The 16,020-nt window shown below is 60.3% G+C and carries 16 protein-coding genes; 13 read left to right on the plus strand and 3 right to left on the minus strand.

The genetic code is table 11. The annotated features are described in order from the left end of the window. Positions 1–288: 288 nt before the first annotated feature. Complete coding sequence (locus tag BN1800_RS33785; RefSeq protein ID WP_087004337.1) at positions 289–816, minus strand: hypothetical protein; 528 nt, start codon at positions 814–816, stop codon at positions 289–291. Between the two features lie 66 nt (positions 817–882). After that, the gene (locus BN1800_RS33790) at positions 883–1,755 is read right to left on the minus strand and encodes a helix-turn-helix domain-containing protein (protein ID WP_087004339.1); all 873 of its coding nucleotides are present in this window, start codon (positions 1,753–1,755) and stop codon (positions 883–885) included. A 98-nt stretch (positions 1,756–1,853) separates the two neighbouring features. Here BN1800_RS33790 and BN1800_RS33795 point away from each other — a divergent pair, with 98 nt between their 5' ends. From BN1800_RS33795 to hpaI, 9 genes are all read left to right on the plus strand, one after another. Further along, entirely contained in the window at positions 1,854–3,416 is a 1,563-nt protein-coding gene (locus BN1800_RS33795) for a 4-hydroxyphenylacetate 3-hydroxylase N-terminal domain-containing protein (protein ID WP_087004342.1), read from the plus strand. Between the two features lie 10 nt (positions 3,417–3,426). After that, positions 3,427–3,939: a flavin reductase gene (locus BN1800_RS33800; protein ID WP_087004344.1), complete on the plus strand. Its 513-nt coding sequence runs from the start codon at positions 3,427–3,429 to the stop codon at positions 3,937–3,939. Between the two features lie 111 nt (positions 3,940–4,050). Continuing rightward, positions 4,051–4,437, plus strand: a complete 387-nt coding sequence (locus BN1800_RS33805; protein ID WP_087004348.1) for a 5-carboxymethyl-2-hydroxymuconate Delta-isomerase — start codon at positions 4,051–4,053, stop codon at positions 4,435–4,437. A 47-nt stretch (positions 4,438–4,484) separates the two neighbouring features. Next, complete coding sequence (gene hpaE, locus BN1800_RS33810) at positions 4,485–6,002, plus strand: 5-carboxymethyl-2-hydroxymuconate semialdehyde dehydrogenase (RefSeq protein ID WP_087004350.1); 1,518 nt, start codon at positions 4,485–4,487, stop codon at positions 6,000–6,002. 64 nt (positions 6,003–6,066) lie between these two features. Continuing rightward, positions 6,067–7,047: a 3,4-dihydroxyphenylacetate 2,3-dioxygenase gene (hpaD, locus tag BN1800_RS33815; protein ID WP_087004353.1), complete on the plus strand. Its 981-nt coding sequence runs from the start codon at positions 6,067–6,069 to the stop codon at positions 7,045–7,047. Between the two features lie 66 nt (positions 7,048–7,113). Further along, positions 7,114–8,568 (plus strand): NADP-dependent succinate-semialdehyde dehydrogenase, encoded by a 1,455-nt coding sequence (gene gabD, locus BN1800_RS33820; protein ID WP_087004356.1) that lies wholly within the window; start codon positions 7,114–7,116, stop codon positions 8,566–8,568. 17 nt (positions 8,569–8,585) lie between these two features. Further along, positions 8,586–9,455 (plus strand): fumarylacetoacetate hydrolase family protein, encoded by an 870-nt coding sequence (locus tag BN1800_RS33825; protein ID WP_087004359.1) that lies wholly within the window; start codon positions 8,586–8,588, stop codon positions 9,453–9,455. 2 nt (positions 9,456–9,457) lie between these two features. Continuing rightward, positions 9,458–10,261 (plus strand): 2-oxo-hept-4-ene-1,7-dioate hydratase, encoded by an 804-nt coding sequence (gene hpaH / locus BN1800_RS33830; RefSeq protein ID WP_087004361.1) that lies wholly within the window; start codon positions 9,458–9,460, stop codon positions 10,259–10,261. Between the two features lie 65 nt (positions 10,262–10,326). Further along, a complete protein-coding gene (gene hpaI, locus BN1800_RS33835) occupies positions 10,327–11,133 on the plus strand; it encodes a 4-hydroxy-2-oxoheptanedioate aldolase (protein WP_087004364.1) in 807 nt (268 codons plus the stop codon). A gap of 4 nt (positions 11,134–11,137) precedes the next feature. On the opposite strand, the gene hpaR is transcribed toward hpaI, so the two are convergent. Then, positions 11,138–11,641: a homoprotocatechuate degradation operon regulator HpaR gene (hpaR, locus tag BN1800_RS33840; RefSeq protein ID WP_087004366.1), complete on the minus strand. Its 504-nt coding sequence runs from the start codon at positions 11,639–11,641 to the stop codon at positions 11,138–11,140. A 429-nt stretch (positions 11,642–12,070) separates the two neighbouring features. On the opposite strand from hpaR, the gene BN1800_RS33850 reads away from it, so the two are divergent. From BN1800_RS33850 to BN1800_RS33865, 4 genes are all read left to right on the plus strand, one after another. Beyond that, complete coding sequence (locus BN1800_RS33850) at positions 12,071–13,084, plus strand: TRAP transporter substrate-binding protein (protein ID WP_087004371.1); 1,014 nt, start codon at positions 12,071–12,073, stop codon at positions 13,082–13,084. Between the two features lie 44 nt (positions 13,085–13,128). Further along, on the plus strand, positions 13,129–13,527 hold the full coding sequence (locus BN1800_RS33855; protein ID WP_210191307.1) for a TRAP transporter small permease: 399 nt from the start codon (positions 13,129–13,131) through the stop codon (positions 13,525–13,527). Next, positions 13,524–14,834, plus strand: a complete 1,311-nt coding sequence (locus tag BN1800_RS33860) for a TRAP transporter large permease (protein ID WP_087004377.1) — start codon at positions 13,524–13,526, stop codon at positions 14,832–14,834. The genes BN1800_RS33855 and BN1800_RS33860 overlap by 4 nt, the downstream gene beginning before the upstream one ends. Positions 14,835–15,048: 214 nt before the next feature. Continuing rightward, entirely contained in the window at positions 15,049–16,005 is a 957-nt protein-coding gene (locus BN1800_RS33865; RefSeq protein ID WP_244564755.1) for a helix-turn-helix domain-containing protein, read from the plus strand. The last annotated feature ends 15 nt before the right edge of the window (positions 16,006–16,020 follow it).

A 16,020-nucleotide genomic window follows, 5' to 3' on the forward strand; every position in this document is an offset into this window, starting at 1 on the left:
TCCCAGGTCATCAAAACCGGGGAGAGTGTGACATTCCAACTTTGCAGAAACAGGACACTTTAACTTTGCGGCTACACACACACATCGCATAAGATAGATTATGGAACATAGAGCATTCACGCAACCAGGCTGGAGTTTCCGCTTTTCTGCTGAGCGGCCAGCTTGAACTCCGAGATCAGAACGTGAAGCTGAAGCGCTTTTTCCCGTAGCTGACAAGCCATGGCGATGTTTCCTCCGCCATGGCAGCGTTCTGCTGGGTTACCTGATCGAGGTCGTTAACCGCCCTGTTCACTTCCTGCAGACTGGAAGACTGTTCGGAGCTTGCTCCGGCAGTCCTCTCGATAAGATCGTTGGCTTCAAATACGGCGGTGGAAATTCTGCGGCGGTGTTGATCCGCGACAGGACGTCACGCAACGTCTCCACGGTGATATTGAAATCCCGCCGGGCGCCTTCCATTTTCGCCGGAACAGCCTGACTGATGCCATTGGAAAAATCGCGTTCGGCCAGGAGCCTCAGCGCAGCGCTGAGGATGTTCATCGAAGCGCTATCACTCTCCACTTCCTCTGCCTGCTTTCGATCGAACTCCGCTCGCTCGGCCTCCGCCACCGAGCTGATCTGGTCGAAGAAGTGAGAAATGGCGACAGAAACATCGACGAATATGGCACGCCTCAACCCGTGGACGAACTCGGATTGCTTTGTGCGGGACTTCCACCTTGTTTCTTCGACAAGCGCCAGAACGAGTTCAGCCGCGTATGTCGAATAGCCTATTGCACGACAAAGAAAATATAGGCCTCGGACCACTTGGTGTGGTGCCATGGAGAATTTTCCTGCAAACTCAGGATGGGTATTGCTTAACGGGTGTTCCGCGACATAGCGGCAACGTTATGGCTCCTGCCCGATCTGCCGCCGGCGCCAAGCGGCCGGCGCTTCGCCTGCGCGTTTACGGAAAAACCGCGAAAAATAAGCCGGGTCCTCAAACCCCACTTCCCGTGCGATATCTTCGACAGATCGGATCGTGAACTTGAGCAGGCGCTTTGCCTCCAGCAGACGACGGTCGAGCAGGAGATCCTTGACCGATTGTCCGAACACCTCGCGCGCGGCCTTGTCGAGCAAATGGGGCGTGGTCGCCAGAAAATCGACATAGCGGCTGACAGGCCAGTCCTCCTTGTAGTGATTGTCGACGGCCCGCCGAAGCGCGATGCCGAGGGCGCCCGCTGGCGATGTCAGCTGGACATTTCTCGCCCCGGCAAGGCGGGCCAACATTGACAAGGCGACCGAGACGAGACCGACTACGACCTTGTCGTCCTTACCGCCACCGCCCCGATATTCGTCGGCAATCATTTCAAGCGTCGTCCCGAGCCGCGACCAGCCCGGATCGAGCGCCTCCCCACTGAGCAGCATTGGCGTGTTAAGATCGAGTGCGACCTGCGGATCTATCGCGCCCAGCAAATCGTCGGATACGGACACGACGATCGCATCGGATTGCTCGCCGACATCGAAACCATGAACCACGTTGCTCGGCACGAAGCTGATCGTGGGAGCCGAAAAATTCCAAGTCTGGTCGTCGATGCGGTAGGCACCGCCACCTCGAAACCAATAGGTGATCTGCCCCATGGATGAATGTTTATGCGGCGCAACATGGCCGAAATGCACGCTTCTGCGCTCCATTACCGTTTCGACATGGAGAAAACCCACATCGAGTGAACGGCTTGGCTCACCATAGACAAAGAAGGAGGGAATATCGTTTCTTGCCATCGTACCGGAAAAAGTACCAGCGAATTGCCTGCTTTGTCCATGGCCGAAAATCACGCTCGATCATACTGTCTCGTCATCTATCAAGGGAGGAAGATGAGATGCGAGCTGAAGATCACCGTGCAGACAAGACCCGTCCGTTCACCGGCGCCGAATATCTGGCAAGCCTGCGCGACGGTCGGGAGGTCTATATCAACGGCGAGCGCATCGCCGACGTCACCACTCATCCGTCGATGCGCAATTCGGCCCGGTCCATTGCCCGCATGTATGACGCTCTTCATGACGAGAAGACCAAAGCACGCTTGACCTCGCCGACCGATACCGGCTCCGGCGGATACACACACAAGTTCTTCCGCGTCGCCAAATCATCGGAAGACCTTGTCGCCCAGCAGGGCGCGATCGCCGACTGGGCCCGCATGTCCTATGGCTGGATGGGGCGCACCGCCGACTACAAGGCGGCCCTGATGAACACGCTCGGCGCCAATGCCGATTGGTATGGCCAGTTCAAGGACAATGCCCTCGCATGGCACAAACGCGCCCAGGAAGCGGCGTTGTTCATGAACCACGCGATCGTCAATCCGCCGATCGACCGGCACAAGCCGGCCGACGCCGTGAAGGACGTGTTTGTCCATATCACCAAGGAAACCGACGCCGGTATCTATGTTTCGGGCGCCAAGGTCGTCGCAACCTCATCGGCTCTGACCCACTACAATTTCCTTGCCCAGAGCTCGGCAACCGTAACCGAGGATCCGTCGCTGTCGGTCATGTTCATCGTTCCGATGAATGCGCCGGGCATCAAGATGTTCTGCCGCGTCTCCTACGAACAGACAGCCAATGCGGAAGGCCAGCCCTTTGACTATCCGCTCTCCTCGCGCTTCGATGAGAACGATGCCATCCTCGTGCTCGACAACGTGTTCGTGCCGTGGGAGGACGTTCTGGTCATCCGGGATGCGGCGAAGATCCTCTCCTTCCATCCGGCCTCCGGCTTCATGCATGGCTACTGCTTCCAGGGGTGCACGCGTCTTGCCGTGAAACTGGACTTCCTCGCAGGCCTTCTCGCCAAGGCGCTCCGTGCAACAGGCGGCGATGCCTTCCGCGGCAATCAGGCGATGCTTGGCGAAGTGATCGCCATCCGCCACCAGTTCTGGGCGTTCTCCAATGCCATGGCACACAACCCGATCCCCTGGGCGAACGGTGCTGTGCTGCCGAATCTCGAAGCGGCGCTCTGCTACCGCACCTTCATGTCGGAGGCCTATCCTAAGGTCATCGACATTGTCCGGCGCACGGTCGCCTCCGGGCTGATTTACCTGCCCTCTTCGGCCAAGGATTTCCAGAATCCGGAGATCAACCGTTATCTCGCACAGTATGTGCGTGGCTCAAACGACATGAGCCATATCGAACGCATCAAGATCATGAAGCTGCTCTGGGACGCGACCGGGACGGAATTCGGTGGTCGCCATGCGCTCTACGAACTGAACTATGCTGGGGCGCCGGAAGAGGTTCGGTTGCAGGTTCTCAAAGGCGCCGAACGCGGCGGCCGGTTGAAAGAAATGGAAGCACTCGTCGATCAGTGCATGTCGGATTATGACGAGAACGGCTGGACCGGCAACACCTGGTTGCCGCCGCTCGATGACATCCGCCCGCTGCGCAACGCCGCTGAGTGAGGGCAATGTGATGGACACTTCAGTCTCGAAGACCGAATTTCGCAATGCCATGGCAAGGGTGTGCGCTCCCGTCAATGTCATCACCACCAACGGACCCCACGGACGCGGTGGGTTCACGGCGACAGCCATGTGCTCGGTTACAGACGAGCCGCCGACTTTGCTTGTCTGCATGAACAGCCGATCGGCCCAGACCGGCATCTTCGTCGAAAACCGCCGGTTCTGCGTCAACGTATTGACGCCGGAACACAAGGATCTGGCCAGCTGTTTCGCTGGCCAGCAAAGCGACATGGATGCTCGCTATGCCACCGCCGACTGGGTGAACCTTTCATCCGGCAATCAGGCCCTGGCGGATTCCATGGTGTCCTTCGACTGCAACCTGATCGAGGCAAGGCTGGTCGGTACGCACAACATCCTGATCGGGGAAGTGGTCGAAATCCGTTCCCGCAGGGATGGACATGCCCTTCTCTATTTCGATCGTAACTATGTCCATGTACCGACACAGAGCGGCAGCTTCGGCGGTTGATCTGTTTTCCACCGCTCGTTTTCGGAAAGCCAAGGGAGGTCAAAATCTCCCTTGACATCCGATTATTTATTTAACATGTTAAGTAAATCGATGAAGCGTCTGGGAGGACACATGCCGCATCTGACTGTCGAGTATTCGGCCAATCTGGAAGGCCGCGCCGATTTGGACACCCTTTGCGGCACCTTGCTGGAAACGGTTCTGGAAACCGGCCTGTTTGAAGTCGGAGCTGTCCGCGTGAGGGCACTGAAGGCCGATCACTACGCCATCGCCGACCGCCTTCCCGAAAACGGCTTCATCGACCTCAATTTCCGCATCGGCAAGGGGCGCAGCGCGCAAGAGAAGAAACGCACGGGCGAGGCTCTGTTCGCTGCTGCGAGCGCCGCCCTGGCTCCGCTTTTTGAGACCCCGCATTTCGCGCTGTCGCTGGAAATCCGAGAGATCGACGCGGAATTGAGCTGGAAGAAAAACGCAATTCATCCGCGCCTGCGCGGCAAGTAACCCCAGACTGCCGCGGCATCGCAAGCGGTTGAGCCAAGGATCATTATATGTCCAGACTTCAGGAAAACATCGCCAAGGCCGAAGCCTATCTTGCTCAGTTTAGGGACAAGGGCGTCTTGAACCGTATTGGTGGCGAAGACGTTGCCGCCGCCGACGGTGCCACGTTCGAAACCATTTCGCCGGTCGATCTGAAGCCGCTTGCCAACATTGCTCGCGGCAAGGCTGAAGACATCGATCGCGCCGCAAAGGCCGCAAAGGCTGCATTTGCCGAATGGGCGGCGATGGATGGCACGGCGCGCAGGAAGCTGCTGCACAAGATTGCCGACGCCATCGTCGCGCGGGCCGAGGAAATCGCCTTTGTCGAGTGCATGGACACCGGACAATCGTTGAAATTCATGGCCAAGGCGGCCCTGCGCGGAGCTGAGAACTTCCGCTACTTCGCCGACCGCGCGCCGGAAGCCCGTGACGGCAAGTCGCTGCGCGCCGATGGCCAGGTGAACATCACCACGCGCAATCCGATCGGCCCTGTGGGGGTTATCACGCCGTGGAACACGCCCTTCATGCTGTCCACGTGGAAAATCGCGCCGGCGCTTGCGAGCGGTTGCACCATCGTGCACAAGCCAGCCGAATTTTCGCCGCTCACTGCGCGGCTGCTGGTCGAGATCGCCGAGGATGCCGGTCTACCCAAGGGTGTGTGGAATCTTGTCAACGGCTTCGGCGAGGATGCGGGCAAGGCATTGACCGAACATCCGCTGATCAAGGCCATCGGCTTTGTCGGCGAAAGCCGCACTGGCTCCATGATCATGAAACAGGGCGCCGACACCTTGAAACGCGTCCATTTCGAACTTGGCGGAAAGAACCCGGTCATCGTCTTTGCCGACGCCGATCTGGAGCGCGCTGCCGATGCGGCCGTGTTCATGATCTACTCTCTGAACGGCGAGCGCTGCACCTCATCCTCGCGTCTCCTGGTCGAGGAAAGCGTCTATGACACTTTCACCGCAATGGTCGCCGAGAAAGCCAAACGCATCAAGGTCGGCCATCCGCTCGATCCGGAAACGGTCATCGGCCCGCTGATCCACCCGGTTCATGAGGCGAAGGTTCTCGAATATATCGGCATCGGCAAGGCCGAAGGAGCAACCGTTGCCGCCGGCGGTGCAAAATTCGATGGGCCGGGTGGTGGTTGCTACGTCTCGCCGACGCTGTTTACCGGCGCCAACAATCAAATGCGCATCGCTCAGGAAGAGATTTTTGGACCGGTGCTCACCGCGATACCGTTCAAGGATGAAACCGAGGCTCTCGCCCTTGCCAACGACGTCCAGTACGGCCTGACCGGCTACTTGTGGACATCGGACATCACCCGCGCCTTCCGCTTCACCGACCATCTCGAGGCTGGCATGATCTGGGTGAATTCGGAAAACGTCCGACATCTGCCGACGCCCTTTGGTGGCGTCAAGAATTCCGGCATCGGCCGCGACGGCGGCGACTGGTCCTTCGATTTCTACATGGAAACGAAGAATGTCGCCTTCGCCACCAAGCCCCACGCCATCCAGAAGCTGGGCGGCTGATTTTCAAACAACGACGAACATGAATGCCTGTCTCATGGAGCGAGACAGGCCGGAGGAGGATCAAATGGCACTACCTGAACCCAATCTCTACCCGCCCTTCAACATCGTGCGGCTCAGCCATGTCGAATTCGGCGTCAAGGATCTCGCCAAGTCTCGCGCTTTCTATGTCGATACGCTCGGCTTGCAGGTGACAGACGAGACAGCCGACACGATCTATCTGCGGGCAATGGAAGAGCGCGGTCATCATTGCATCGTGCTGAAGAAATCGGACAAGTCGGAAGCCCGCGATCTCGGCTTCAAAGTGTTCGACGACGCTGAACTCGACAAAGCGGCTGACTTTTTCAAGCGCAAGGACCTGCCGGTCGAGTGGGTGGAACGCCCCTACCAGGCCCGTACCTTCCGCACGCGCGATCCGCACGGTATTCCGCTGGAGTTCTACTCCAGGATGGACCGCCTGCCGCCGATCCATCAAAAATACGCGCTCTACAAGGGCGTGAAACCGCTCAGGATCGACCACTTCAACTGCTTCTCGTCAAATGTGGACGAGTCGGTCGCCTTCTACAACGAGATCGGCTTCCGGGTAACGGAATACACTGCGGACGAGGAAACCGGCCGCCTCTGGGCCGCCTGGACCCATCGCAAGGGTGGTGTGCATGACATCGCCTTTACCAACGGCACCGGCCCGCGCCTGCACCACACAGCCTTCTGGGTGCCGACACCCCTCAACATCATCGACCTGCTCGACCTGATGGCGACCACCGGCTGGGTGGCCAATATCGAGCGTGGTCCAGGGCGTCACGGCATTTCGAATGCCTTCTTCCTCTACATCCTCGATCCCGATGGCCACCGCATCGAGATCTATTGCTCGGACTACCAGACGGTTGACCCGGACCTCGAACCGATCAAGTGGGGTCTCAAGGACCCGCAGCGCCAGACGCTCTGGGGCGCGCCCGCGCCGAAGTCCTGGTTCGAGCACGGCAGTGTGTTTGCCGATACGCCAGTGTGCGCTTCAGACCTCAAGGCTCAACCGATCATTGCGCCGTAATACCTCCGCGACTGGGCGGACCTCAGTGTCCGCCGCTTTTTTTAAGACAGCGAGTGAGAAGCAAATATGCAGATCAACGATCCGGCGCTCTTTCGCCAGGCCGCTCTGGTTGGAACCAATTGGATCGAGGCCGATCCGAGCAACGCCATAGAGGTCACCAACCCGGCAACCGGCGAAGTTATCGGCCGCGTGCCGAAGCTCGGTGCTGCTGAGACGCGTGAGGCTATTGTCGCGGCCGAACGCGCGCAAAAGGAATGGTCGGCTCGCACCGCAAAGGAGCGGTCAACCATCCTGCGCAAATGGTTCGAACTGATGATGGCGAACCAGGATGACCTCGGCCGCATCCTGACGATGGAACAGGGAAAGCCGCTCGCTGAGGCCAAAGGTGAAATTGCCTATGGCGCAAGCTTCATCGAATGGTTCGCGGAGGAAGCGCGTCGCGTCTATGGCGACATCATCCCCGGCCACCAGACGGACAAGCGCATCCTGGTGTTGAAGCAGCCCATTGGCGTGGTGGCGGCCATTACGCCATGGAACTTCCCCAATGCGATGATTACCCGCAAGGCCGGCCCGGCTTTGGCTGCAGGCTGCGCCATGGTTCTGAAGCCCGCGTCACAGACGCCTTTTTCAGCCATCGCGCTCGCAGTCCTTGCCGAGCGCGCCGGTCTTCCGCTCGGCCTTTTCAGCGTGCTTACCGGCTCGGCCCGCGAGATCGGCGGCGAGTTGACCGCGAGCCCGATCGTCCGCAAGCTGACTTTTACCGGCTCGACCGAAATCGGCATCGAACTCTATCGTCAAAGCGCGCCGACGATCAAGAAGCTCGGCCTGGAACTCGGCGGCAACGCGCCCTTCATCGTCTTTGACGATGCGGACCTCGATGCCGCCGTCGAAGGAGCCTTGATCGCCAAGTTCCGCAACAATGGCCAGACCTGCGTCTGTGCCAACCGGATTTATGTTCAAGAGGGCGTCTATGACGCCTTTGCCACAAAGCTTGCCGCCGCTGTAGGCAAGCTCAAAACCGGTAACGGCCTAGACGAAGGCGTCACGCTCGGGCCATTGATCGATGACGCAGCCCTGTCCAAGGTCGAGGAGCATGTTTCCGACGCCCTTGCCAAAGGCGCGCGCCTGATCCAGGGCGGTCAGCGCCATAAGCTGGGCGGCACCTTCTTCGAAGCGACAGTGCTTGCCGATGTCAGTTCAGAGATGGCAGTGGCCCGTGAGGAGACCTTTGGCCCCTTGGCGCCGCTGTTCCGCTTCAAGGATGAGAACGATGTCATTGCACAGGCCAATGATACCGAATTCGGCCTGGCATCGTATTTCTATGCCAAGGACCTCGCCCGCGTTTTCCGTGTCGCAGAAGCGCTGGAATACGGCATGGTCGGGGTCAACACCGGGCTGATATCGACCGCAGAGGCACCTTTCGGCGGCGTCAAGCTGTCCGGCCTGGGCCGCGAGGGGTCGAAATACGGCATCGAGGACTTCATTGAAATCAAATATGTCTGCCTCGGCGGCATTGCCTGAGCAGGCTAGGAGAAATCATGTCTCATCCCAAACTCGTCAGCTTTTCCCACAACGGCGGTACCCGCTACGGCCTCCTCACGGACACAGGGGTCATCGACCTTTCCGCACGCCATGGATCGAAATGGCCGACCTTGCGGGAAGTCGTCGAAGCAGGGGCGCTTCACGCGCTGGCAGATGAAGCAGCCGCCCTGCCCGCCGACTATGCACTTGACGAGATCACATATGAAATCCCGATCCAGGCACCGGAAAAGATCATCTGCGTCGGCGTGAACTTTCCGGACCGCAACGAGGAATACAAGGACGGGCAGTCGGCACCCCCCAATCCGTCCCTGTTCATCCGTTTTCCGCGTTCCTTTACCGGCCACGACCGGCCGCTGATCCGCCCGCCGGAAAGCCCGCAGCTCGACTATGAAGGCGAGATTGTCATCGTCATAGGCAAGGGCGGCCGCCGCATTCCCGAAGCGCAGGCGCTCGATCACATCGCAGCTCTGTCGCTCTGCAATGAAGGCACGATCCGCGACTGGGTGCGGCATGCGAAGTTCAACGTCACCCAGGGCAAGAATTTCGACAGCACCGGCTCGATCGGCCCCTGGCTCGTTCCTTATACCGACGAAAGCCAGCTTGCCGATATCAAGCTGGAGACGCGCGTCAATGGCGAAGTCCGCCAGAGCGACCGCACCAGCCGCATGATCTTCTCCTTCCGCAAGATCATCAACTACATCTCCACCTTCACCACGCTCGTACCGGGTGACATTATCGTCACCGGCACGCCGACCGGCGCCGGCGCGCGCTTCGACCCGCCGATCTGGTTGAAACCGGGCGACGTTGTCGAGGTCGAGGCAGACGGCATCGGCACGCTGCGCAACACGATCGCCGACGAGGTTTGACCATGATGACGCCCGACGAGATCCGCGCCGCTGCAGAAAGCCTCGACGAAGCGGAACGCACGCGTGCCCAGACAGGCCTCCTCTCGCTGAAATACCCGGCAATCGACATGGACGACGCCTATGCGATCCAGGGCACCTGGGTGAAGAAGAAGATCGCCGGGGGGCGCAGGGTGATCGGCTGGAAGATCGGCCTGACCTCCAAGGCCATGCAATATGCGCTGAACATCGACATTCCGGATTCCGGCGTGCTCTTCGACGACATGGTCTTCGGGGACGGCGCGACCGTGCCGGCCGACCGCTTCATCCAGCCGCGCGTCGAGGCGGAAATCGCCTTCGTGATGAAGGCGCCGCTGAAGGGTCCCGGCGTGACCGTCTTCGACGTGCTGAACGCGACGGACTACGTGACACCGGCGCTCGAAATCCTCGACACGCGCATCCTGCGCGTCGATCCAGAGACGAAGAAGGCGCGCACCATCTTCGACACGATCTCGGACAATGCCGCCAATGCGGGCATCGTCACCGGTGGTCGCGCAGTTCGGCCGGGTGAAATCGACATGCGCTGGATGGGCGCGATCGTCAGCCGCAATGCGGAGGTGGAGGAAACCGGCCTCGGCGCCGGCGTGCTCAACCAACCCGCCCGCGGAGTAGCCTGGCTTGCCAACCGGCTGGCGCAATATGGCGAGGGCATCGAGGCGGGGCAGATCGTGCTCGCCGGCTCGTTCATCCGGCCGATCGAGGCCCGCCACGGCGATACGATCTTCGCCGATTTTGGCCCCTATGGCAGCGTCAGCCTGTTCTTCGCCTAGAGATTTAACGCAATTCCAGCAAAACCGCTTCGCATTTTTGTCGGACTTGCTCAAAGGAGTTTTCGATGCCCGCCCCGGAAAACCGTTTCAAGCAGGCGCTCAGGGAAGGTCGCGCGCAGATCGGCCTCTGGCAAGCACTCGCCAATCCCTACACGGTCGAGATCTGCGCCGAGGCGGGCTACGACTGGCTGCTGCTCGATGCCGAACACGCGCCAAACGACGTGCCGCTGCTGGTTTCTCAGCTCCAGGCAATGAAAGGTACGACAAGCCAGGCCGTCATCCGCCCGCCCATCGGCGAGACCTGGATCATCAAGCAACTCCTCGACATCGGCGCCCAGACGCTACTCATCCCCATGGTCGACAGCAAGGCGATGGCGGAGGCAATGGTAAAGGCCGTGCGGTACCCGCCCCATGGCGTGCGCGGCGTCGGCGCGGCACTCGCCCGCGCCTCCGCCTTCAACCGCACAACAGACTATCTGCAGACGGCGAACGACGAGATCTGCCTGCTGCTGCAGGTCGAAAGCCGTGCCGGGCTGGAAGCGCTCGACGATATCGCAGGGACTGAGGGTGTCGATGGCGTGTTCATCGGCCCGGCGGACCTTGCCGCCGACATGGGCTTCCTCGGCAAGCCCGGTGCCCCGGAAGTGCAGGCTGAGGTGGAGAAGGCGCTCCGAAGAATCCAGTCGCACCGCAAGGCCGCGGGCATCCTGATCGGCGATCTTGGTCTTGCCAAGCGCTACCTCGAACTCGGCGCCTCCTTCGTCGCGATCGGCAACGACGTGACGTTGCTCGCTAATGCCACGACGAAGCTGCTCTCCGACTTCAAGGCCGCCGCGCCGGCCAAGGCGCCGGCGACCGCCAAAGTCTATTGAGCCACTAGGCGTCCTCGCCGCCCGGCTTGCCATTGAGCTTGATGGCGGCAAGGTCATCGAGCATATCAAGCAGATCTTCGACACGGCCCGCACCGAAACGAGCATCGATTTCCGCATAGACCCGGCGGCTGTCCGGCATTACCTCGTCGATCAAGGACCGGCCGGGTGGCGCGAGGCTCAGAAGCACCCGCCGCCCATCCGCCTCGTCCTTATGCTTCGCGATGAAACCGCGCTCCTCGAGCGAGCGGATCATACGGGTGAGGCTCGGCGCCAGAATAAAAGCCTTTTCCGCGACTTCCGTGGCATCCAGCATCCCGGCTTCGGCGAGCACGCGGATCACCCGCCACTGCTGTTCCGTCACATCACGGGCCGCAAGGATGGGCCGGAAGTGGCTCATGACTGCTTCACGAGCCCGCAAGAGCCCGATAGCCAGTGACCGCCGCTCACGGCGTACGGGGCTGGCAGAACTCATGCCACTTTTTCTATCGTCGATCGGTTCATTCTTCATGCTGGTTCTTTCTATCCGGCATTTTCGGTCTTTGCGCAATCGCGGGCGGTCGCAGATCCCGGGTGATCCACCGGCAATAAAGTTGGCAAATTGCCCGAAGAGAACTTCTTTAACATGGAAACTATCTCGGTGGGGACCGGGATTGCTCAACCGGTCCTTGGGCGGAGACTGCCTTGCAGCAGCCGGTGGAATTCGGGGAGAAGCTCCCTGAGCAATGCCCGTTCACGCCAGCGACGACTGTACCGATCCATCTGCGACAATCTCGATCATCATCCAGCGGGATTTCGCACAGACGGTGCGTGAGTGCGGCAAGGGGCTAAACAAAACGTTGACATTTCCTGATAAAGTTAACATGTTAAGAAAATGGTTCGCCATTCGAACCGTCGCTCGCCGGGAGGAGGCCCGTGCGAGCAGCCTAGGGAGGAAAACATGAAAACATTCAAAGTATCGCTGCTGGGTGGCCTGTTCGCGCTTGCGACGACGTTGCCGGTGCTGGCCGAGGAGCTCATTGTCTCCAGCTGGCTGCCGCCACGTCATCCGATCGTGGAGAATGCCATCAAACCCTGGGCCGAGGAAATCAGCAAGGCGACCGAGGGCCGGGTGACGATCCGTGTTCTGGCCAAGCCTCTTGGCAGTCCGCCTTCCCATTTCGATATGGCACGCGATGGCGTCGCCGACATTACATACGGGCTGCACTCCTTTACGGAAGACAACCGGTTCAAGAACGCCCGGATCGGCCAGTTCAGCTTCCTCGGCGATGATCCGGTCAGCAATTCCGAAGCGTTCTGGAGTATCTACACACAGCAACTCGGCGCCGAGAAGGAGCATCAGGGCACGCACGTTCTGGGCCTGTTCATGCATGGTCCTGGCATGCTGCACAATAACAAGAAGCCGGTCGGTGCGGTCGAGGACCTCAATGGGCTGAAGATTCGTGTACCTGGCGGCTACGTGGCCGATCTCCTTAAGGGGTTTGGTGTAGAGCCGCTCTTCATGTCGTCGGGCGAGGTCTATGAGAAGCTGTCGCGCGGCGTAGTCGACGGCGTGGCCTTCCCCTATGACGCCATCGCCTCGTTCAAGCTGGCGGATTCCCTGAAATACACCACCAAGCTGCCGGGCGGCGTTTATAACACAACGTGGTTCCTCGTGATGAACCAGGCTAAGTGGGATGCGATCTCACCCGAGGACCAGGCGAAACTGACCGAACGTTCGGGCCCGGCTTTCGCAAAGCGGGTGGGCGAGGCCTGGCGCGGGGCTGACGAGGCGGGTGCCGCGGCCGCCGAAGCGGGCAAGCTGGAAGTAAGCGACGCCAGCCCGGCCTTGGTTGATGCGATCCGCGCCAGGGCAACCGAACTGGAGGCCGCCTGGGCAGACAGCCTGGATGCGGGATATGACGGGCGGGCCGCACTGGCAGCCTTCCGCCAGAGCACGGGCCTGGCGCAATGATTGCGCGGGCGCGTTTTGCGCTCAACGCCGCGGCGGCGGTGCTGATGGCGGGCCTCGTGCTCGTCACCTGCATCGACGTGGTCGGACGCTATCTGTTCGACAGTCCGCTCGGCGGGGCCTTCGAGTTGACACAGGTTCTGCTGGGCGCGCTCGTCTTCGTTGCATTGCCGCTGACCACAGCGGCCGGTGCCCATGTCGAGGTGGACCTGCTCGTGCCGCTTCTGCCTCAGGCGATGGTGCGGGTACTCGGCTGGCTCGGCGGCATCGTGACGGCAGCGGTGCTGCTTTACTTCGCCTTCCGCCTGATCATCCTCACCCAGGGCCACCTTGCCGTGGGAACGCGGACCGCCGCGCTTGGTCTGCCGATGTGGGTGCTGGGCGTAATAGGCGTTGCCAGTTGTTGCATATCCGCAGTAATCGCCATGGCCCGGAGGCCGACATGACGACTTCTCTCGTTGCCTTCGCCGTCCTTCTGGCGCTGGTTTTCCTGCGCGTGCCTATCGCCTTTGCCATGGCGCTCGTGGGTGGCGCGGGCTTCGCGGCACTGCGCGGCACAGATGCGGCGGGCGCCATGATCGGCAATGCCGTTTTTGAAACCGGTATGAACTATTCGCTCTCGGTGGTGCCGCTGTTCATCTTCATGGGCAACGTGCTCGCAGCGTCGGGTATCGCGCAGGGCCTGTTCACGGGTGCCGATCGCATCTTCGGGCGGATGCGCGGTGGTCTTGCCATGGCGACGATCCTCAGCTGCGGCGGCTTCTCGGCAGTCTGCGGCTCGTCCCTGGCGACGGCGGCCACGATATCCAAGGTGGCCATGCCATCGATGCGTCGCTTCGGCTATCACGACAGCCTCGCAACCGGCGCAATCGCCGCAGGCGGCACGCTGGGCATCCTAATCCCGCCCTCGGTCGTGATGATCATCTTTGGCCTGCTGACCGAAAGCGACATCGGCAAGTTGTTCATCGCTGGCATCCTGCCCGGGCTCCTGGGGATCGGGCTTTATCTGCTGGCGGTGATTGTGGCGGTGCGGATCAACCCGGCGCTTGCCCCCGAGGTCAGCGCGCCCCTGCCGATCTCGCAGCAGGACATGATCGGCGTGCTGGCAACGGTGGCGCTATTCGCGTTCATCATGACCGGCATCTATGGTGGCCTGTTTACGCCCATAGAGGCGGCCGGCATGGGTGCGGCGATGGCCGTAGTGATTGCCGCGGTCACCGGCGGGCTGCGCCGCGCGGCACTGTGGCAGGCGCTGATCGATGCCTCCATCGCTTCCGCGATGATCTTCGCCATCATCATCGGCGCCGAAATCTTCAGCAATTTCATCACCTTTGCGGGCCTTCCAGAGCAACTGGGCGATCTTGTCCATCAGTTCGGGCTGGGGCCATGGACGGTGATTGCGCTCATCGTGGTCATTTACCTGCTGCTGGGAACGGTGCTGGAAAGCCTGTCGATGATCTTGCTTACGGTGCCTGTGTTCTACCCGCTTGTCTATCAGCTCGACTTCGGCGCGGGGCCGCTGGCCAACCCCGATGACGTGTTGATATGGTTCGCTGTGATTGTTGTCGTTGCGACCGAGATCAGTCTCATCACCCCGCCGGTGGGAATGAACGTCTTCGTGCTGCGTTCGGTTTTGCCGGACGTGCCGCTAATGACCATGTTCCGCGGCATTCTGTGGTTCTGGGTGGCCGACATCGTCCGGATCGGCCTTATCGTGTGTTTTCCCATAATCTCACTCTGGGTCCTAAGCTAGAGCGATGACCGGGTTGGCGTCGATCGGTCCATCCCTTCATGCTTGGCTCTTTCCATCCGGCATTTTCGGCTATCGCGCAAATCCGGGTGGTCGCAGATCCCGGGTGATCCTCCCGCAATCGAGTTGACAAACGCCCTGAAGAGGATTTCCTTAACATGGCAATTATCTCGGTGGGGGTCGGGATTGTTCAATCGGTCTTTGGGAGGAGACTGTCATGCAGCAACTGGTGGAATTAGGGGCGATGATCCCCCAGCGATGGCCCGTACATGCCATCGACGATTGGACCGAGCAACTCAAATCCATCTGCGGTAGCTTTAGCCCGTGTCGCGCCGAATGCGACGTCGTCACCGGCAGTGCCTCGATCATGGACGCAGGGGGCGTGGAGGTGGCACAGGTTGCCAACGATCTCGACGTCATCCGCCGCGATTTCGTCGACATCAAGCGTGACTACGGTGAGAACCTGTTCCTGTTGTTGCAACTGGAGGGAACCTGCGGCATCGAGCAGCGGGGCCGCCAATCGATTATCGCTCCGGGCGATTGCATTCTGGTGGACAGCTCCGCACCCTCGATCTTTCATTTCGGAGGGAATTTCTCCAATCATCTTTCCGTTCACCTGCCGCGCCAGCTGATTGTCGCCGGCAAGGCGGCTCACGTAGAGATTTCGCGGCGGCTTGAAGCCGAGGACCCGATGTCGGCCATGTTGCGGGCACTGGTCGCCAAGCTGATCCGGACTGATGCACAAGACAAGCGGGCACAGAGTTTGAGAGAGTTGCTGTTCAGCGCCACCCGTCAAGCCTTTGCGATGGATGAAGATCCGGATCATTCCTTTCCGGCAGATAGTGCCGGCGGGCGGCTGGAGATCGTCCAGATCCTGATTGACCGGCACCTCACCGACGAACACCTGACACCTCAGTGGCTGGCCGACAAGGTTGGCATCTCGTTGCGAACGCTGCAGGATGACTTCTTGGCGCTCGGCACAACGGCCACATCTCTCATCCGTCTGCGGCGCTTGCATCTCGTTCACGAACAACTGCTTCAGATGAAGAACGGACCGTCCGCGCCAACCATCGCCGAAGTGGCCTATTCGGCGGGCTTCAACGACATCTCCTATTTCAACCGGTGCTTCCGCAAGGCCTTCGACTGTTCGCCGAAGGATATCCTGCAGCACTAAAGTCGCGTTTTTGTC

Origin of the sequence: Rhizobium sullae (assembly GCF_900169785.1) — a bacterium.
Classification (GTDB): domain Bacteria; phylum Pseudomonadota; class Alphaproteobacteria; order Rhizobiales; family Rhizobiaceae; genus Rhizobium; species Rhizobium sullae.